The sequence below is a fragment of the Texcoconibacillus texcoconensis genome, assembly GCF_014202575.1.
In the GTDB taxonomy this organism is placed as follows: Bacteria; Bacillota; Bacilli; order Bacillales; family Salisediminibacteriaceae; genus Texcoconibacillus; species Texcoconibacillus texcoconensis.
Genome location: NZ_JACHHB010000022.1, coordinates 1 through 18,693, shown reverse-complemented (window position 1 = coordinate 18,693; position 18,693 = coordinate 1). Strand labels below are relative to the sequence as shown.

At 39.4% G+C, this 18,693-nt stretch carries 17 protein-coding genes; 6 read left to right on the top strand and 11 right to left on the bottom strand.

Going from position 1 to position 18,693, the window contains the following annotated elements:
* Positions 1-363: 363 nt before the first annotated feature.
* A complete protein-coding gene (locus HNQ41_RS16150; protein ID WP_184665477.1) occupies positions 364-1,242 on the bottom strand; it encodes a nucleotidyltransferase-like protein in 879 nt (292 codons plus the stop codon).
* A gap of 157 nt (positions 1,243-1,399) precedes the next feature.
* On the opposite strand from HNQ41_RS16150, the gene HNQ41_RS16145 reads away from it, so the two are divergent.
* Positions 1,400-1,744 (top strand): YgzB family protein, encoded by a 345-nt coding sequence (locus tag HNQ41_RS16145; protein WP_184665476.1) that lies wholly within the window; start codon positions 1,400-1,402, stop codon positions 1,742-1,744.
* 118 nt (positions 1,745-1,862) lie between these two features.
* Here HNQ41_RS16145 and perR read toward each other — a convergent pair whose 3' ends face one another.
* The 4 genes from perR to HNQ41_RS16120 form a co-directional block, all read right to left on the bottom strand.
* Entirely contained in the window at positions 1,863-2,294 is a 432-nt protein-coding gene (gene perR / locus HNQ41_RS16140; protein ID WP_184665475.1) for a peroxide-responsive transcriptional repressor PerR, read from the bottom strand.
* Between the two features lie 449 nt (positions 2,295-2,743).
* Entirely contained in the window at positions 2,744-3,694 is a 951-nt protein-coding gene (locus HNQ41_RS16130) for an NAD(P)-dependent oxidoreductase (RefSeq protein WP_184665473.1), read from the bottom strand.
* A gap of 316 nt (positions 3,695-4,010) precedes the next feature.
* On the bottom strand, positions 4,011-4,484 hold the full coding sequence (gene bcp, locus HNQ41_RS16125) for a thioredoxin-dependent thiol peroxidase (RefSeq protein ID WP_184665472.1): 474 nt from the start codon (positions 4,482-4,484) through the stop codon (positions 4,011-4,013).
* A gap of 64 nt (positions 4,485-4,548) precedes the next feature.
* Positions 4,549-4,971: a potassium channel family protein gene (locus HNQ41_RS16120; protein ID WP_184665471.1), complete on the bottom strand. Its 423-nt coding sequence runs from the start codon at positions 4,969-4,971 to the stop codon at positions 4,549-4,551.
* 136 nt (positions 4,972-5,107) lie between these two features.
* On the opposite strand from HNQ41_RS16120, the gene HNQ41_RS16115 reads away from it, so the two are divergent.
* The 3 genes from HNQ41_RS16115 to HNQ41_RS16105 all read left to right on the top strand — a co-directional run bounded on the left by HNQ41_RS16115 (position 5,108) and on the right by HNQ41_RS16105 (position 12,481).
* Complete coding sequence (locus HNQ41_RS16115; protein ID WP_184665470.1) at positions 5,108-6,403, top strand: glutamate-1-semialdehyde 2,1-aminomutase; 1,296 nt, start codon at positions 5,108-5,110, stop codon at positions 6,401-6,403.
* Positions 6,404-6,715: 312 nt separating this feature from the next.
* Positions 6,716-11,155: a glutamate synthase-related protein gene (locus HNQ41_RS16110; RefSeq protein WP_184665479.1), complete on the top strand. Its 4,440-nt coding sequence runs from the start codon at positions 6,716-6,718 to the stop codon at positions 11,153-11,155.
* Between the two features lie 246 nt (positions 11,156-11,401).
* Complete coding sequence (locus HNQ41_RS16105) at positions 11,402-12,481, top strand: FUSC family protein (RefSeq protein WP_184665469.1); 1,080 nt, start codon at positions 11,402-11,404, stop codon at positions 12,479-12,481.
* Between the two features lie 59 nt (positions 12,482-12,540).
* Here the strand turns inward: HNQ41_RS16105 and HNQ41_RS16100 are convergent, their stop codons facing one another.
* From HNQ41_RS16100 to fabL, 6 genes are all read right to left on the bottom strand, one after another.
* The gene (locus HNQ41_RS16100; protein ID WP_184665478.1) at positions 12,541-14,280 is read right to left on the bottom strand and encodes an ABC transporter ATP-binding protein; all 1,740 of its coding nucleotides are present in this window, start codon (positions 14,278-14,280) and stop codon (positions 12,541-12,543) included.
* A gap of 83 nt (positions 14,281-14,363) precedes the next feature.
* Positions 14,364-14,891: a nucleoside tri-diphosphate phosphatase gene (ntdP, locus tag HNQ41_RS16095; RefSeq protein WP_184665468.1), complete on the bottom strand. Its 528-nt coding sequence runs from the start codon at positions 14,889-14,891 to the stop codon at positions 14,364-14,366.
* 25 nt (positions 14,892-14,916) lie between these two features.
* The gene (locus tag HNQ41_RS16090) at positions 14,917-15,366 is read right to left on the bottom strand and encodes a DUF3939 domain-containing protein (protein WP_184665467.1); all 450 of its coding nucleotides are present in this window, start codon (positions 15,364-15,366) and stop codon (positions 14,917-14,919) included.
* A gap of 169 nt (positions 15,367-15,535) precedes the next feature.
* The gene (locus tag HNQ41_RS16085; protein WP_184665466.1) at positions 15,536-15,754 is read right to left on the bottom strand and encodes a gamma-type small acid-soluble spore protein; all 219 of its coding nucleotides are present in this window, start codon (positions 15,752-15,754) and stop codon (positions 15,536-15,538) included.
* 147 nt (positions 15,755-15,901) lie between these two features.
* Positions 15,902-16,252 carry a hypothetical protein gene (locus HNQ41_RS16080; protein ID WP_184665465.1) on the bottom strand — a complete coding sequence of 117 codons (351 nt, stop codon included), beginning with the start codon at positions 16,250-16,252 and terminating at the stop codon, positions 15,902-15,904.
* Between the two features lie 91 nt (positions 16,253-16,343).
* Entirely contained in the window at positions 16,344-17,102 is a 759-nt protein-coding gene (gene fabL / locus HNQ41_RS16075; RefSeq protein WP_184665464.1) for an enoyl-[acyl-carrier-protein] reductase FabL, read from the bottom strand.
* Positions 17,103-17,239: 137 nt separating this feature from the next.
* Here fabL and HNQ41_RS16070 point away from each other — a divergent pair, with 137 nt between their 5' ends.
* Together HNQ41_RS16070 and HNQ41_RS16065 are read left to right on the top strand one after the other, a co-directional pair.
* On the top strand, positions 17,240-17,464 hold the full coding sequence (locus HNQ41_RS16070) for a hypothetical protein (protein ID WP_184665463.1): 225 nt from the start codon (positions 17,240-17,242) through the stop codon (positions 17,462-17,464).
* A 149-nt stretch (positions 17,465-17,613) separates the two neighbouring features.
* Positions 17,614-18,597, top strand: a complete 984-nt coding sequence (locus tag HNQ41_RS16065) for an NADPH:quinone reductase (protein WP_184665462.1) — start codon at positions 17,614-17,616, stop codon at positions 18,595-18,597.
* Positions 18,598-18,693: the final 96 nt, after the last annotated feature.

Sequence of the window (18,693 nt, the reverse complement as noted above, 5' to 3'; positions counted from 1 at the left end):
TCTTCATTGTTTCATTGACAGAATCTTAAATAAGATCCCGCTGGTCGCTTAGCTTTTTGTTTAGTTTTCAAAGGTCAGTGTTTCAGTCGCTCTCTGACAGCGACTTAATAAGTGTAACACTGAAGTAAACAAAGTGTCAACAACTTCTTGAAATTATTATTTTGATTTGTCTTCAATGTTTACTGCGTCGTTTCAGCGACATTTAATAATTTAACACTCCCCCAAAAATAAGTCAACACTTTTTGAAAAGAAATGACTTTTAAAAGTGAGAGGGTGAGATGAAACAAGTTTAGCTTACTAAAAACAATTCACATCCCCCTCTCACTTTATGAAGCGAAGGAAGTTAGACATAGTAGTACCTGATTATTTAATCGTTTTATTTGCTTGATAAAGTCGATGATAAACTTCTTCACCTTTTGTTTTCATTTTTACAATATCAATAAACCCTTTTTGAACTAAATACTCTAGGAGAATACTAACATCCATTGAGTATTCGTCAATTTCGATATTGTTTTTAATCTCTTCGATCGTCCACGGTTCATCGCTTTCTTCCATTAAAGCTAATAAATGTGCACTCCCTAATTTTGTTTTTGCTGTCAACTCAAATTCGTTTGCAATGAGCAATAATTCCAACTTTTTTTCTACAGATTCGTCGCCTGCCACAAGTTCCTGATATAATTTATGAATCTTTGGTTCAATCTGTTTGACTTGTTGCCAAACGGTTAGTTCCGGGTAATGGCCGTGTTCAATAACTGAAAGCCTTGCTAAGTGGTGCAAAGCATGTAAGATGTAGTTATAAGCATCAAGGAAGTGTTTTTCTTGAAATAATGCTTTTCCATCTGTAAACCTTCGAATGAACTTCGTAAATTCCACACCCATCTTTTTTTTACGCTCATTAATCGGAAAATCAATCATTTTCTTACGATAGTTTTTAATGAATTCATTACGATCAAATACAACTTTCCCATTCATTAACCAATCGACAATTCGTCGGTGACTACTATTTATCAACCATTCGCGAATTTGCTTTAAGTTCACCATATGAAGCGCCACTTTATATCCATTAAAAACATAATGTTTCGTTTCCCAACTTGGCCTTTGATTTGAAACAAGAATTAGCAATACGGCATCGAAATAATCAGTCGTTGAATCTAAAGACGCTCCCCTTTCCACAAGTATAACTCCTAATGTATCAGCATCACTTGTACGATCCTGATAAATTTGCCGCAGTATCGACTCCATTCCTTCTCCTCCTATACATTACTTCATTCATCGCTAGCTATTTTCGACGTTTGTTTTTCTATACCTTCTTACAATAAAAATTCCGTAAATGAGCGTTTCTATAATAAGACGCCATACTGCCTTCTATGATATACTTCACATTTAGGAGGGGTCGCATATGAGCTTAAAATATTCAAATAAGATCAATAAAATAAGGAGCTTGGCTCTTATTCTTGTTTTTGTAGGAATTATCATTATGTATTTAGGCTTGTTTTTTCAAACATCTCCATTGTTTATGACACTTTTTATGATCATTGGCTTCCTTTGTATCGTCGGTAGTACAATCGTTTATTTTTGGATCGGTATGCTATCTACTAAATCTGTAAAAGTGATATGTCCTACGTGCGGAAAAGAAACGAAGGTCTTAGGGCGCGTGGATGCTTGTATGTTTTGCGATGAAGCATTAACACTTGACAAGAACCTAGAAGGTGAAGCATTCGATGAAAATTATAACAAAAAGTAACGAAGACTCTTTAACTCGCGTTCTCAACTGAACAAACAGGTTAAGGGAGCGAATTCATCCATTTAATTATTGATTTCATTAAAAGAACTGGACTTCAAAAGTCCAGTTCTTTTCGTATTTATTGCTTTTTCTGACACTCAGGACAAACACCATACACTTCCATACGATGTTTATGCACCTTAAAATTAGTTACATGCTCAGCTAATGCTTCAACTTCATCTAATCCTGGATAGTGGAAATCAACAATTTTTTCACATTGCTCACAGATCACGTGATAATGATCTGTTGTGACACTATCAAATCGGCTAGAGGAGTCGCCATACGTTAATTCTCTAACTAAACCTACTTCTTTAAAAACACGCAAGTTATTATATACCGTGGCCACACTCATGTTTGGGAACTTTCCTTCTAGGGCTTTGTAAATTTCGTCGGCTGTTGGGTGCGTTCGATTACTAAATAGATATTCCAAAATAGCATGGCGTTGAGGTGTCATGCGAACTTTCGTGCTTTTTAAAGAGTCAATTGCTTCTTTAAGTCGCTGATTTTCCATAATTAACACCTCTTCCATATAAACATTATTACTTTAAAAACTTTATAATCAGTATAAGGTAGTTCTCGATTGTTTGTCAATCTCGACGCCCCTATTGAATAGGATACCAAAATTAAGCACCTACATTCGTGTGACTCAAAAAGGAAATAAACCTTTTATACGTTATTCTTCCCTAATGAAAAGTAGCTCGCCATGCTGGAATCATTAACAAACCAAACAAAACGATGGTTATTTTGTGTTTCTACTTCTTTACAAAACGTTTTTATTTCATTTTTGAATTTACATTACCTGTATGATCAACGACAAAAAAGTCGTCTTCCATTCTCGAAAAATTTCCACTAGTCGCAAGTTCAGTCATGCGATAGCCTTTGAAATTTAGAACTTCCTCTACCAGCTTCGAATAATTATCGTGAATGATGCAAACGACTAATTTCAATCATAGCCACCTCTTAGTATCCTTTTTTCAAATCAACTAAGTTTTGATACTGACCTTCACCTCGCTGATATACAGATAAATTATGTTCAAATATCTCAATAGCTCGCGGCTGGTATTCTGGTGAAATTCCTGATAAGTGCGGTGTTACCGTGATTTCTGGTTTTGTCCAAAACGGATGGTCATATGGAAGGGGTTCTTCATCAAAAACATCTAATACCGCATGCGCAAACTCTCCTTGATCAAGGGCTGACAATAAATCATCTTCAACGATAACGTTTCCTCTTCCAATATTAATGAAAACTGCATTTTCTTTCATATTTTTAAATGCCGACATATCTAACAAACCGTCCGTATCTGGCGTACGTGGTAAAACAGAGACAATAAAATCTGACTCTTGCAGCAATGTGTCCAAGTTGGCATAATCGACGATTTGATCGAACTCGTTTACATCACGTCCACTTCGGTTCATCCCAATCGTTTTCATCGAGAATGCATTACCTAAACGAGCGATCTCACTCCCGATTGCTCCTGCGCCTAGTACTCCTAGCGTCTTATTATGAAGTTCTGTCATCTTCACATGTCGGTCCCACTCATGCTTTTTCTCTTTTTCGATTAATGTCTTTGTCTGTCTAGCTACTTGAAGCATCATTGCTATACTATATTCGGCCATTGGAATTCCATGAATACCTCGAACATTTGTGACAATAATTCCTCGTTCTTTGATCGCTTCGGCGGGAAGTTGATCGATCCCGGCTGAAATCACCATAATCCAAGTGAGGTTTTTCGCACGTTCAATGTGTTCATCTTTAAGGTCTTCACCATATGTAATTAATACCTCAGCTGTTGGAAGGGCTTGATTCGCTTCTTCAATACTTGCATTAAAATCGAAATCAATGTTTGGATAAGTTGTACTAAGATGTTGGCGTAAATCACGTCTAATTTTAGCAGTTGTTACGATTTGCACGTTATCCGTCTCCTTCCGTTTCTGCACGAGTTCTAAACCTTTTTTATCATAACACACGATGGTTCGAACATGGGACTAATTTGATGTTGTGAACCTCTCCCTCCTAATCTCAGATTATAGCAGGGAATGCGACGCTATATGTCGTTCAAGAAAAGCTCAAAAAAAAGTACGAGGGACCTCACCTCGTACTTACTATAAATATATATACCGACTTGAAGAGGGATGCATTCACCTATGCTATATACATATGTCTATCCTTTCGTGTGCGTATAGATGTTTGGCCTATTTGTTTTTTTGAAATTAGAAATTTAATCGATTATCCGTTTACTTGTTCTTTTAAATACGTTAAAGCTTCTTCCACATGCCCCTTCACACGTACCTTACGCCATTCATTTACAAGGTTCCCTTCAGGATCAATTAAAAATGTCGAGCGTTCGATGCCCATATACTCTTTCCCGAAATTCTTTTTTAGCTTCCATACATCATAAGCTTCCGCTACTTTATGATCTTCGTCAGCTAATAAATGGAATGGTAATTCATGTTTGTCGATAAATTTTTGATGTCGCTCTATTGGATCTGGACTAACACCTAGAATCACTGCATTTTGATCTGCGAAACTTTCATGATGATCTCGAAAGTCACATGCTTGTGTTGTACACCCTGGCGTCATGTCTTTCGGGTAAAAATAAAGCACGACATACTTTCCACGGTAATCTGAAAGTTGAACTTGTTCTCCATCTTGGGATGTCAATGTAAAATCTGGGGCTTTTTCTCCTACGTTCACTGCCATTTCAATCTCTCCTTTGATTACAACGTCTATATATTAGGATATCGAAAAGAAGGTGCTTCGACAACTATTTTGAGCGTTCATCAACAAAGATAACCGTTGAAACGACAAATGCTGCTGGTAGTAAGTAACCAATCAAAGATTGAATCATCGCGATCCAACGGCCGATTCCTTGCGGTGTAATATCACCATAGCCGACTGTTAATAAGGTAACAGCACTAAAATACATAACATCTTCAATAAGATGAATAAATGATCCATAAACTCTATGACCCCCCTCCTTTAAAACTGGAAAACCATGAAGTTCTAATGTTAAATAAACCGAAGCAAACCCTGTCATAACTGTTAAATAAACGAGAATGAGAACGATAAAATTTCTTACTGATATTTTTCTTCCTTGTTCAGGTTGATTTTTCATTAATAATGAAAAGCTTGATAAAATACCGATGGTTGCAATAAAAACGACAATTAAAATCATAAATATCTCCATTCTCACAATCACCTCAATTTACTATATGAACGCCTGTCCCCCTTTACGACAGATTGTTCTTCGAGCGCTTTACATTGGCAATTCGATTCAACATGCTACAATAGGAAAAGAATACATAAAGTTAGAGGTGAACGTCATGGAATGGAAAGAATCAATTTCCCTATATGAAGAAGCGAAATCACATATTCTCGGAGGTGTGAACAGCCCTTCACGGTCATTTAAAGCCGTTGGAGACATCACACCTATTTTTATGGAAAAAGGACAAGGTTCACGATTTTGGGATGTGGATGGAAATGAATACATTGATTATCTCGCCGCATATGGACCAATCATCACAGGACATGCCCATCCACACATTACGAAAGCCATCGAAGGCGCTGCCAGGGACGGCGTATTATACGGAACACCGACAAAATATGAAAACCAATTTGCCAAGATGCTACAAGATGCGATTCCTTCTTTAGAAAAAGTTCGCTTTGTCAATTCCGGAACGGAAGCAGTCATGACAACGATCCGAGTCGCTCGTGCTTACACAAATCGAAATAAAGTCATTAAATTTGCCGGTTGTTACCATGGTCACTCGGACCTCGTCCTTGTAGCTGCTGGTAGTGGGCCATCAACACTCGGAAATCCTGACTCAGCTGGTGTCACACAAAACATAGCCAGCGAAGTCATTACCGTACCGTTTAACGATCCTCAATCCTTGGCTCAAGCACTAGATACATGGGGAGATGATATTGCCGCTGTTTTAGTTGAGCCGATTGTTGGAAACTTCGGCATCGTCGAACCATCACCTGGCTTTTTAGAAAAAGTCAATGAACTCTCCCACGCAAATGGGTCACTTGTTATTTATGACGAAGTAATTACTGCTTTTCGCTTTATGTATGGTGGTGCACAAAATTTAGTAGGTGTCGAACCAGACATGACCGCTCTCGGAAAAATCATCGGCGGCGGATTGCCTATCGGCGCATACGGTGGTAAACAAGCCATTATGGAACAAGTTGCTCCACTAGGTCCTGCATATCAAGCAGGGACAATGGCCGGTAATCCCGCTTCAATACGCGCAGGGATCGCTTGCCTCGAAATCTTACAGCAAGAAGGGACCTATGATCATTTAGACCACCTCGGAAAAATGCTCGAAGATGGAATCAACGATTTAGCAAATGAATATGATATTCCTGTTCATACAAACCGCCTTCGTGGTGCATTAACAGTCTACTTTAATGTTGACAAAGTAGAAAATTATCACGATGCCGAAAACAGTGACGGAGATATGTTCGCGCAATTTTTCCGTTCAATGTTAGAACAAGGTATACACCTTGCCCCATCAAAATATGAAGCTTGGTTTTTAACGACAGAACATACCGAAAAAGATATCGAAGAAACTTTAAAGGCTGTCAAACAAACATTTAGCAAAATGAAAAGTGAATAATTATCCACCTTTATACATAGCCGTTCCCTAAAATAAAACGGCTATTTTTTTGACTTTTTATGTAAACGTTAACACGCGTGGTTTCAACGCATTTGTAAACGGTTGCATTTTTTCATCAAACCTTTGTCATCATCCATTTTATTGTATAAATAATTGATTTTCTTTTTTTACCATGCTATTATTGGTAAAAATTCTGACAATTAGCTAAATTCGCAATTTGTCAGCTTATCATTCCCTTAGGAGGTGGCGGTCATTTTGACTAAAGAAGATTTACAAACTTGGGATCCAAGCACCTTTAAAAATGCGAACCGAATGGAACACGACAGTTGTGGGGTTGTTGCATTTGTAGAAAAGAGCAACAATCCCACCAAAAAAAACATCGATCAAACGATTGAAGCCCTTATTACGATGAACCACCGCGCTGGATTTATCAATGAAGAAGGCGATGGTGTCGGAGTTCACTTAGACATCCCAAAAAAGCTTTGGCAAGAAAAGTTAACCTCGGTCGGTGAAAATCCGAACCTCGTTAACGAAGATTCCTTTGTTGTCGGTCATTTTTTCATTGATCGTTCAGAAGACATCGAAAAAGCAAAAAAAACCATTGATGAAACATTAATAAACAATGGAGGGACCATTGTTTACCGAAACGATCATGTTACCGTCTCTCATGCACTTGGTGCTCAAGGTAGAGAAAAAGAACCTTTATTTTATCAAGTTGCACTACAACACGCTGAAGCGGGTGAAACTCTAACAAAAGTATTATTCCAACAAATGCTAACGTTAGAGCAGACTGGTTACATTCACGTTTGTTCACTCAGTCCACACAATGTTGTTTATAAAGTACTTGGTGCAGGAGATGTTTTACCAAAATACTATAAAGATTTAGCAAGCCCAATTGTTGAATCAACGATCACACTTGGTCACAACCGTTATTCCACGAATACACTTTCTAATTTCTTTCGCGTACAGCCATTTAGCATCCTAGGTCATAACGGAGAAATCAATACAATTTCCAAACTCCGTGATGAAGCTCAAATGATTGGCGTTCAACTTGACGAAGGAGGAAGTGATTCACAAGACCTCAACCGAATCGTCGATACGTTCATATCAGAACACGGCTTCGGCCTATTCGAAGCTTTGGAAATACTGTTCCCGCCGATCGTCAATGAAATCAAGTCATATCCAAAACACTTGCAAGACCTGTTCACTTACATCCGAGAGGCTTGGGGCCATTTTGCCCAAGGTCCAGCAGGTATCATTACTCGATACGGTGATGAAGTTGCATTTAGTGTGGATTCACTTGGTTTACGTCCAGTTTGGATGCTCGAAACGGACACAAGTTTTATCTTTTCGTCCGAACAGGGGATCCTGACAAATGACACTTATTTTGCTGAACCAAAACCTTTAGCTCCTGGTGAGAAGGTTGGATTGAAACGAGATAACAACGGGGATATGAACGTATTATGGCACGATTCCTTTCAAGAAGAAGTTTACAAACGACTTTCTCATAAACTCCCTATTTCAGATAGCCGTAAACGACTAGATACCAATATTAAAACGAATGAAACAACGGCACGAATTCTTCCTAAAGTGTCAAACAACCAATACGCAGCATTTGGGTGGGACCGTGAACATGTCCAATTGATTGAACAAATGGCTGATAAGGGCGTCGAACCCATCCGTTCACTCGGACATGATGCACCGCTGGCTCCCCTGCACCCTGGAAGAGTCAACGTATCTGATTTTATTAAAGAAAGTGTCGCCGTCGTAACCAATCCGGCGATTGATCGTGATCGCGAAACCGAACACTTTTCTACGCGCGTCATTATCGGCCAGAGACCATCTTTATTTTCTGATCAACCAATTAAGACAGTATTACAATTAGAGTCACCACTGGTGATCGAAGGTTGGGCAGGTAAAGAAATTGCAAAGGTCAGTCCTCAGCCGTCATACGACGGGATTTTACAAAGGTTTGGGCAAACAGGGGAATTATGTACGTTATCTTTAACGTTCTCGTCCGATGAATCACTTCAAGAAGCCTTAGACCGACTTATCGAAGAAGCGACAGAAGCGATAAACAATGGCGCCCATCTCATCGTTCTTGATGATCAAAACGCCAACGTCGATGAAGATCACCTCTGGATCGACCCACACTTGGCAACGTCAACGATCGATCAAGCATTGACACAAAAACAATTGCGCCGTCTATGTTCCATCGCTTTACGATCAGGAAGTATTCGATCACTACATGACATCGCTGTTGCTTTTGGTTTAGGGGCAAATATGATCAACCCTTACTTAATGTTCGCAACCGTTGTTGAAGAAGACCCAGAACCTGCGCAAAAGCTATACGATGCATTAAATAAAGGACTTGAAAAAATCATATCTACAATTGGGATCCATGAATTACGAGGATACGGACGCTTATTTTCAGCAATCGGCTTAAACGATGACATTGCTGAGTGCCTAAACATCGTTAATTTCCTTGGAGGAGAGAATGTTCAATATAGTCTGAAAAAACTTGAGGAAGATAGTTATGAACGGGTAAAAGAATGGCAGAAAGAAAAAGTTCGTCCAGGTAAGACATTCCACATCTTTCCACGCGTGTGGAAAGTACTTGGTGATGTCGCTTCTGGCGAGATCAGTTATGATAAGTTCAGAGAAAAACTCGAAGAACAAGAAGCAAAAAACCCAATCAGTATTCGTCACCTTACAGACTTTAAACAAACACAATCACCTAAACTTGAACCTAAAAGTGTCGATGTTAGCGTAAGCAAACATGACTTACCATTTATGATTAGTTCAATGTCTTTCGGTTCACAAAATGAAGTTGCATTTCGTGCTTATGCAGAAGCTGCTGATCAGTTGAATATGATTAGCTTTAACGGTGAAGGCGGCGAAATTAAAGATATGCTCGGCAAGTACCCGAATACGCGTGGGCAACAAATTGCTTCCGGGCGCTTCGGGGTCAACGTAGAATTGATCAATTCATCAAATTTACTAGAAATTAAAATTGGGCAAGGCGCCAAGCCTGGTGAAGGTGGTCATTTACCAGGGTCAAAGGTAACTGAAAAAGTCGCTGAAGCAAGAAATGCCACAACAGGCTCTGATTTAATTTCGCCATCGAACAATCATGATATTTATTCGATCGAAGATTTGGCGCAGATGATCTCTGAATTAAAAACGGCTAATGATCAAGCAAAAGTAACGGTTAAAGTTCCGATCGTTCCAAATATCGGTACAATCGCTGTTGGTATTGCTAAAGCAGGGGCTGACTACATTACGCTCAGCGGCTTTGATGGTGGTACAGGGGCTGCACGCGTTCATGCACTTCAACATGTCGGTTTACCTGCAGAAATCGGTGTCAAATCCGTTCACCATGCATTATTAGAAGCTGGCCTTCGACAAAATGTTGAAATTTGGGCAGATGGCGGTGTGAAAAGTGCCGCAGACGCTTTAAAGCTTATGCTGCTCGGTGCGAACCGAATTGGTTTTGGGACATTATCAATGATCGCTGTTGGTTGTACAGCTTGCCGGGGTTGCCATTTAGATACGTGTCACGTTGGAATTGCAACGCAAATCGAATCTGAAGCACAAGCTCATGAACATGGATTACGCCGTTTTGTTCCTAGACAATTTGATTTAGCTGTTCAAGGGTTAAAAACAATGTTCACTGCGTTTGGAGAAGAACTTCAGGCACTTACAGCATCGCTTGGTTTCAAGCGAACTCAAGACCTTGTCGGACGATCAGATCTCCTTGAACAAACAGCTGGTGAAGATATGCTTCATTTACAACCACTTTTTGAAACTTTACCAGAGCAAGAAATTGCACACATCGCTCATGAAGAAACTGTAGAGGCAGAAGAACAACTAGCTGTTGCAGTTGGCGCAGAGTATTTAGATGGAAATATAGAGGAGTTAACGCAATCCCGTGAATACGATTCAGTCACTGCTGAACAACGTAACCTTGCAAGTCGTGTTTCCTGTCACCGTGTACGTGGGAAACTTGATGGATCGTATCGCCAATTGCCTGATATCAATCTTTCATTTAAAAATGGATCGATCCTCGGAAATGGTTTAGGCGCCTACAATGGTGACGGTGTACGAATCTCCATTGACGGCGGGGCCCAAGATGGTGTTGGAAAAACGGCATTCGGTGGTGCCTTTCACATTTTTAAATCTGAAGGCAAAAATGGACGCTTCTATAATGGATCTGTAGGTAAAGGTGTCGGATACGGTGCTCAAAGCGGTACATTCATTATCCAAGGAAATGCTGACGCACGAGCAGGGATCCGCTTATCTGGTGCAGACATGATATTCGGTGCTCAAATCACAGAACCGATCGATCATCACAGACGCACAAATTTAGGCGTTCATGCCAACTTAAAAGGTTTCGCCTTCGAATACATGACAAATGGCCGCGGCATTGTACTTGGTGACCCGGGTCCATGGATTTGCGCTGGTATGACCGGTGGTGTTGTTTATTTACGTCATCAACCTGAATTCGGATTAACGAGGGAAGCACTCCATAATCGAATTGCTAAAGGGGCCAATGTAGAACTGACTTCGTTAACGAATCAAGGAATCGACGATGTCCAGGAACTTTTATCGACATATCATGATCAACTGCGTAACCAACAACAACATGAAGAAGCCGAAAAGATTGAACAACTATTACAAGACCCAGAAGAACATTTCTTACAAGTAACACCTGTTAAGCAACAGGCAGATCCTTCTGTCTCAACAGAATAACTTTTCACTCTCCCCCCTTTTTCATGTATAGTAGAGAAAGGGGGGATCTTTATTTTTAGATAATTTTTGTGACTCCTTGATCTATCAGTCTTTTCATTGTATAGTACGTCACAGCCAAAAAATAAATAATATAAGAGGTGAACATCCATTACTTTTCCTTTAAATGATTAAATAAAATAAGCGTTTCACCCTTACCCTAACCTGTATAATAACGAAAGTGTTTGAAGAAAGGAAATCGAACAGATAATGAAACTCGGGGCAAGAATCTTAAAAACCGGTGTTGCGATTACCATCGCCTTGTATATTGCTATGTGGCTCGGTTTAAACCCACCAACATATGCAGCGATTGCCGCTACTTTCGCTGTTCAGCCATCGATCTATAAAAGTGTCGAAACAATTTTCAACCACATACAAGCGAATGTGATTAGCGCGATTTTAGCGATCACTTTTGTTCTGTTATTTGGTCAAGAACCATTTGTCGTCGGTGTGGTTGTTATATTAGTCATCGGAATTAATTTACGTTTAAACAAAGAAGACATTATACCATTAGCTGTCGTGACCTCCATCATTATCATGATGAGTCCGTCTGACGCCTTCTTAGCATTTGCACTTGAACGCTTTTCACTCATCATGATTGGTGTTCTTTCATCCTTTGGCGTGAACATGCTGTTTCTTCCGCCAAAACACGAAACACAACTTTATAATAAAATTGTCAACGCCAATGATTATATTGTTCAGTGGATCCGTCTTTTAACGCGTCATGAAGCTGATTACCAAACGTTAAACCAAGATATTTCCAAGCTGAACGAATCAATCGTGAAAATGGATAACTTATTTTTGTTGTATCGAGATGAAAGAAATTATGTTAAAAAAAATGCTTATTCTAAAATGCGGAAAGTCGTCTTATTTAGACAAATGATTCGTACATCTAAAAAAGCGATGGATATTTTAGAAACACTTAGTAAACATGAAAACAGTTTACAGCAATTACCTGATTCCTTACAGGATTTACTCCAACAACAGCTTGATGATTTAACGAACTTTCATGATCGAATTTTACTCAAGTACGCTGGAAAAGTACGGCAAGAGTCTGAAGAATTATACGAAGACGTCAATGAAGATAAGCAACAATTAGCCGATGTCTTCTTGAACTATTACGATGATCAAATGGCAACTAGAAGTGAATGGGTTCATGTCTTCCCAGTTATCGCCTTGATCATTGAATATAACGAAGAGTTAGAGCACCTTGACCGACTCGTCGGTGGTTTTTTCACTTATCATACGACAGAAAATGAAGTCGAACTAGAAGATGACAGGATGGATTAAACCTCGGAAAAAAAGCTGTTCTGCAAGTGAATACTCACTTACAGGACAGCTTTTTTGAACTAATCAAGTTGTTGAACTTTAAATAAGTTGTGGTAAACGCCTCGACGGCTCATTAATTCCTCATGTGTTCCAGTTTCCACAAGTTTTCCTTCTTCAACAACAAAAATCCGATCTGCATGGGTAACCGTGGATAATCTATGAGCAACGATAAAGGTCGTTCGATCTTTTGCCAATTGTTCGAGCGCCTGTTGAATATAATACTCACTTTCCAAATCTAGTGAAGACGTTGCTTCATCAAAAATAAGCATCCTAGGACTTTTCAAAAACACGCGTGCAATGGCAATTCGCTGTTTTTGTCCTCCAGATAATTTGACGCCTCTTTCTCCAATATTCGTATTATAGCCATCGGGTAACTCAGTAATAAAAGAATGAGCATTTGCTTTCTTCGCCGCTTCAATCACTTCTTCATCCGTTGCATCTGGTCGCCCCATACGAATATTAAAGTGGATTGAATCACTAAACATAATGTTGTCTTGTAAAACCATACCTATGTGGTCACGTAATGAACGGATTCGATAATCACGTAGGTCACGACCATCAATCAAAATTCTTCCTTCTGTGACATCATAAAAACGAGGAATTAAACTCATGATCGTACTTTTTCCTCCACCACTCATACCAACAATGGCAACTGTCTCTCCACTTTTTACGTCAAAGTTCATATCACAAATCACATCGTCGTCATTATACGCAAAGGTGACATGTTGAAATGAAATATCCCCTTTAGGATTTTTCATTTCAATGGCACCATCTCGTTCAGTAATCTCATATTCTTCATCGAGTAATTCAAACACTCTATCCATCGAAGCAATTGATTGTGTCAGCATCGTAGATGAGTTCACGAGACGTCGTAACGGATTATACAAACGATCCATATATGCGACAAACGCAACGAGCGTTCCAACCGTTAAATTAGTTTGAATGACCATCGCACCCGCTACACCGATGACGAGAATTGGCGCTAGGTCAGTAATCGTATTCACAACAGCAAATGTTTTCGCATTCCACCTTGTGTGATCAACAGCTTTTGATAAAAAGTTTTCATTTCGACGATCAAATTGCGTTTGCTCATGATCTTCTAATGCAAAGCTTCGAATCACTGTCATACCATTTAATCGTTCATGTAAGTGACCTTGAACATCCGCTAAAGCCTGTGATCTGACACGGGTGAGATGTCGAAGTTTACTATAAAAGTACTTTACAGCTAATACATAGAGAGGTAATAGAGAAATAGATATGAGCGTTAACCAGACATCCATCGTAAACATGATCACAATAGCGATCACAATCGTAAATAAATCGAGCCAAATATTCATCATACCTGTAATCACAAAGTTTTTCGTTTGTTCCACATCATGAATCACACGTGAAATAATCTCACCCGATTGACGGTTCGAATAAAATTTTAAACTTAATTTTTGTAAATGGTTGAACAATTGCTCCCTTATGTCATAAAGGATTTTATTTCCGGTCCACTGCGCAAAATATTGACGGTAATATTCAATTGGTGGACGTAAGAGTAAAAATACACCAAAAATAATACCCATTAACCACAATAAGTGGTTCATCTGTTCTGTCGAGGTTAAGTCTTGCGCACCAATAATATCATCAATCACATAACGCATGATTAGGGGAATAATTAATGGAATACCAAACTTCACCATGCCAATAATAACGGTAAAAATAATGTGCTTCCAATACGGTCTAACAAATTGAAAATACCTTTTAATACTATCCAGTCCAGTTCACCGACCTTTTCGCATACTCCAACCATTCTTGAAACAGCTAGCTCAATTCGAGAGGACATTTTCCTAATTGTATATTAACGGTATTGCAAAAAGCGTTCGTACCAATATTCCACAAAACCAGGCTCAAAAGGACCTTTCCCTTGATTAATCCACGAGATCAATAATTCAACTTCACGTTCTAAAATCGGTTCTAATTCCGGTGGATAATTCATCTTTCGTTTATGTTCTTCAAATTCATCTTCATCTAATAAGCGATAAGTCATATCAGGATAAACTTTAATATCTAAATCGTAATCAATATACTTCAAAGCTTCACCATCATATGTAAATGGAGTTCCAAGATTACAATAGTAATAAATCCCATCTTGTCGTATCATCCCAATCGAGTTGAACCAGCGGTCTGCATCAAAATAACAGATCGCTGGTTCACGCGTACGCCACTTTCGACCGTCTGCTTCCTCAACAATAATACGATCATTTCCCCCAATAACGACATTTGATGTCCCTTTTAAGATGACCGTCTCTTCCCAAATTCGATGAATAAGACCGTTATGTTTATAGCTATGAATTTCAATATTCTCTCCTCGTTTAGGGAAGCTCATCATTTACTCCTTTCTTGTTCCTATTTCAATAATCTGATGGGTGTCGATGAGTAATCATTTTATCTTTGGGGTGTAAGTACAGGGGGATATCTGGCTGCTCTTTTAAAAAATGGCGAAGCTTATGATAACTGATTTCCCTATCCTTATTATTCATAATAGGATACTCACCATGTGCTTTGAGGTACTGATCGCAAGCGACTTGGACATCATCAATCCACTCAACATATTTAGGATCTTCAAATATTTCAAACGTTTCTTTTGACATATAAAAAGGTCTTGCCGGAACACCACCTAAAATTGGTGCTAAACGTTTCCCATCGATTTCGCCTTTTTCATTAACGAGTGACCGTAATGAAATACCTGGTTGTAAAGAATCAGCATACGTGTTTACAGCAGATCGAACTTCAGAAAGAGACACATCAACAACGTGATCTTCCGCTTTCTCTTTCGCTTTTCGACGCTTACCAAAAAGCATGAGATTTCCCCCTCACCCCAGTATTATTTTCAAAACATTTGTTTCCACTTTTATTATACTATTTCTTACGATATTTTTAAATGTGGATACGCGAAGAAGTGAAATCTTCCAAAACAAAATACCCCTAGCCTGCTATTGGCCAGGGGTAAACTTACGTGTGCAAGAACAATTACTGTTGTTGTTGTCCGTTAGAAGAAGCTTGCTGTTTACGTTGAGCAGATTGTTGGTTCTGCTGACGTACGTGTTGCGCATCTGTTTCACTAGCGAATTCAGTTTGTTGACCTTGTCCTTGTGCAGATTGCGCGTTTTGCTGCTTCACTTGTTGCGCGTTAGTTTGAGCAGCATTTTGTGCAGCATTTTGCTGTTGGTTTTGTTGTTGTTTAGCCATGTGTATCACCTCCATAACCATTAATGTAACCATTGAACAAGGTTTTATCCTTATTCAATCAAAATCTTGGTGAAAATAAGTAGTGAAAACCCCTAACCGTTAAACGGAAAGGGGTGGTGACACTAGCACTCGCAACCGCCCACGTCATTACTGCTGCTGGTTGTTTTGTTGACCAGCTTGTTGTTGCTGTTGTTGACTACGTTGTGCAGATTGCTGTGCTTTTTGAGAAGCTTGCTGTGCTTGTTGAGCAGCTTGCTGTGCATCAGCTTCTGCAGCAAATTCAGTTTGTTGGTTTTGCTGCTGTTGCTGCTGGCGGCGTTGTGCAGACTGCTGCGCCTTTTGTGCAGCCTGTTGTGCCTGTTGAGCAGCTTGCTGTGCATCAGCCTCTGCAGCAAATTCAGTTTGTTGATTTTGCTGCTGTTGACCTGCTTGTTGTTGCCCAGCTTGTTGCTGTTGCTGTTTTGCTTGCTGTTGGTTTTGTTGTTGATTGTTGTTCATTTTCCTTCACCTCCACAACAATTAATGTAACCAGGAGGTGATGTTTTATCCGAAATTCAGTAAATCGTTTTGGTGATTTTTTTAAAAAACATTAGGTCAACAGCGAAATTCCACCATCCACGATGATCGTTTGACCACAGATCATTTTCGCTTGGTCAGAGACAAGAAAAGAAACGGCATTTGCGAGATCTTCTTTTTCAACCATGCGCCCTGCTGGCGTTTTATTGGCTGCTTCTTGCAATAATTCTTCACGATTCGGGAAATGTTTGAGCGCATCTGTATCAATCGCACCACCAGATACGGCATTAACACGAATGTTTTCTGCTGCTAATTCTACCGCTAAATAACGTGTAAGAGCTTCTACTGCAGCTTTGGATACTCCGACCGTCGTGTAGTTGTCTAAATACCGAATGGAACCTAGAGAGCTTAAGCTTACAATCGATCCTTTCCCTACCTCTCTCATTCGTTTTGCTGCTTCTTGAGCACAAAATAACATCGCCTTACTGTTAACATTCATCGTCCAATCCCAATGTGACTCCTCTAATTCCATAGCTGGTTTTAACACACCAGAAGCGGCATTATTGATTAAAACATCTAGGCGCCCAAAATGTTCATCAATCATTTGAAACATCTCAACCACTTTTTCTTTTTTGGCTACATTTGCTTTTATCGTTAATACTTCCGCACCATATGTACGAATTTCTTCGGCTGTCGTTTCTGCCTGCTCACGACTTCTTGCAAAATTTAGCGCAATATCATAACCTTCTTTTGCTAAATGAACAGCAATTTCCTTTCCAATTCCGCGACTACCACCTGTTACTAATGCCACAGGTCTTGTATATATTGACATTAAAACTTCCTCCTTTAAATCTCATCATTCTTTGTCCTTCAATCATTATAGCGAATACGGCAACATAACTCGAGGAAAGATATGAATGACGACCAACTGTATGTAAGATATGTCGTCTTAAGGGAGGTAAGCGTGCGATGTATGTCGGACGGGATATGACTGAACTTTCTATGACGAAAAAAACGGACTGGACTGAAAAAGAATTAGCAAATGCTCAACACATGCTTCAGCAAATGTTACCTTATCTAAATGCAGAAGGTGTCACGATGCAAAAAGAAATTATGCAAGAAATGATGAATCGCGACAGTTTCCATCATCACGAAGCAGATGACACACATGGAAGTCGAGTTCATTTTGAGTAAATGAACATTCAAACTGAAATGATGGACTGACTCAAAAAGAGTCAGTTCATTTTTATTTTTAAAAAATGTCTATAAAAAGAAAGATTCAAATCAATCCTTTACGGGAAATAGATTTAGCGGTAACGTATTGTATAAGGAGGTGTTCTAATATGAAAGCGGTTTATTACGAACAATATGGAAACCCTGAAGTCTTAAAAACAGGGACATTTAAAAAGCCTACCCCTTCTGATCATGAAGTTATCATTGAAGTCGGTGCCAGTAGTGCTAATCCTGTTGATACATATTTCCGTTCTGGTGTTCGTCCTGTTTCATCTTTTCCTAAAATCCCTCATTTCGATGTTGCAGGCACAATCGTCGAAGTTGGAAAAGAAGTTCGAACATTTAAAAAAGGAGACAAAGTTTGGGGATCAAATATTAAAGACGGTACAGCATGTGAATACGTAAGTGTGGATCCGGCATTATTGTTCCCATTACCCGAGCATATATCATGTGTTGACGGAGCTGCAATTGCCATGCCTTTTCTAACAGCACACTTATCATTATTTTACCGAGCACGCCTACAACCGAAAGAAACGGTATTGATTTATGGCGGTTCAGGTGCTGTTGGTCATGCTGCGATTCAGTTAGCCAAGTATGCACAGGCAACGGTAATCGCAACGGCTGGTGATCGAAAGAAAGCGCAGTTAGCTAAGGAAGCTGGTGCCGACGAAGTCATCTTATATAAAGAGAAAGATGTTGTAAAAGAAACGAATAAACTTACAAACCATCACGGTGTTGACGTCATTATTGATATGTCGTTAAGTGAAAATATTGAACAAAATCTCGATGTGATCCGAACTGCTGGACGTATCGTTAGTGTCGGGTCTCCCAAAGATAATACACCTCAACTCCCATGGCGAAAATTAAACCAAAAAAACGCGGCATTACTTGGTGTCCTCGTTCTTTCTGCACCATATAATGAATACCGAAAAGCAGGAGAAGAAATTACGCACTTGCAACAAAAGCGAAAAATTCTCGCACATGTAGCTAAAACTTATCCCTTTTTAGAAGCTGCAACTGCGCACCAAGCATTAGAAGGTCGAGAACATGAAGGGAATATCGTTCTCGTCCCAGACGAAAAGTGGTCATTATAACAAACAATCGAGTAGGAGGAGGGTTCGCCCCTCCGTCCTCTCACACCACCGTACGTACGGATCTCGTATACGGCGGTTCAATAAGTTGAGTGATGT

Bases quoted from the DNA above. Each gene is read 5' to 3' on its own strand.
- HNQ41_RS16070 (WP_184665463.1), top strand. From the start codon at position 17,240: ATGTATGTCGGACGGGATATGACTGAACTTTCTATGACGAAAAAAACG.
- HNQ41_RS16145 (WP_184665476.1), top strand. From the start codon at position 1,400: ATGAGCTTAAAATATTCAAATAAGATCAATAAAATAAGGAGCTTGGCT.
- HNQ41_RS16080 (WP_184665465.1), bottom strand. From the start codon at position 16,252: ATGAACAACAATCAACAACAAAACCAACAGCAAGCAAAACAGCAACAG.
- HNQ41_RS16105 (WP_184665469.1), top strand. From the start codon at position 11,402: ATGAAACTCGGGGCAAGAATCTTAAAAACCGGTGTTGCGATTACCATC.
- fabL (WP_184665464.1), bottom strand. From the start codon at position 17,102: ATGTCAATATATACAAGACCTGTGGCATTAGTAACAGGTGGTAGTCGC.
- HNQ41_RS16085 (WP_184665466.1), bottom strand. From the start codon at position 15,754: ATGGCTAAACAACAACAAAACCAACAGCAAAATGCTGCACAAAATGCT.
- HNQ41_RS16065 (WP_184665462.1), top strand. From the start codon at position 17,614: ATGAAAGCGGTTTATTACGAACAATATGGAAACCCTGAAGTCTTAAAA.
- HNQ41_RS16090 (WP_184665467.1), bottom strand. From the start codon at position 15,366: ATGCTTTTTGGTAAGCGTCGAAAAGCGAAAGAGAAAGCGGAAGATCAC.
- bcp (WP_184665472.1), bottom strand. From the start codon at position 4,484: ATGGCAGTGAACGTAGGAGAAAAAGCCCCAGATTTTACATTGACATCC.
- perR (WP_184665475.1), bottom strand. From the start codon at position 2,294: ATGGAAAATCAGCGACTTAAAGAAGCAATTGACTCTTTAAAAAGCACG.
- HNQ41_RS16115 (WP_184665470.1), top strand. From the start codon at position 5,108: ATGGAATGGAAAGAATCAATTTCCCTATATGAAGAAGCGAAATCACAT.
- HNQ41_RS16150 (WP_184665477.1), bottom strand. From the start codon at position 1,242: ATGGAGTCGATACTGCGGCAAATTTATCAGGATCGTACAAGTGATGCT.
- ntdP (WP_184665468.1), bottom strand. From the start codon at position 14,891: ATGAGCTTCCCTAAACGAGGAGAGAATATTGAAATTCATAGCTATAAA.
- HNQ41_RS16110 (WP_184665479.1), top strand. From the start codon at position 6,716: ATGGAACACGACAGTTGTGGGGTTGTTGCATTTGTAGAAAAGAGCAAC.
- HNQ41_RS16120 (WP_184665471.1), bottom strand. From the start codon at position 4,971: ATGGAGATATTTATGATTTTAATTGTCGTTTTTATTGCAACCATCGGT.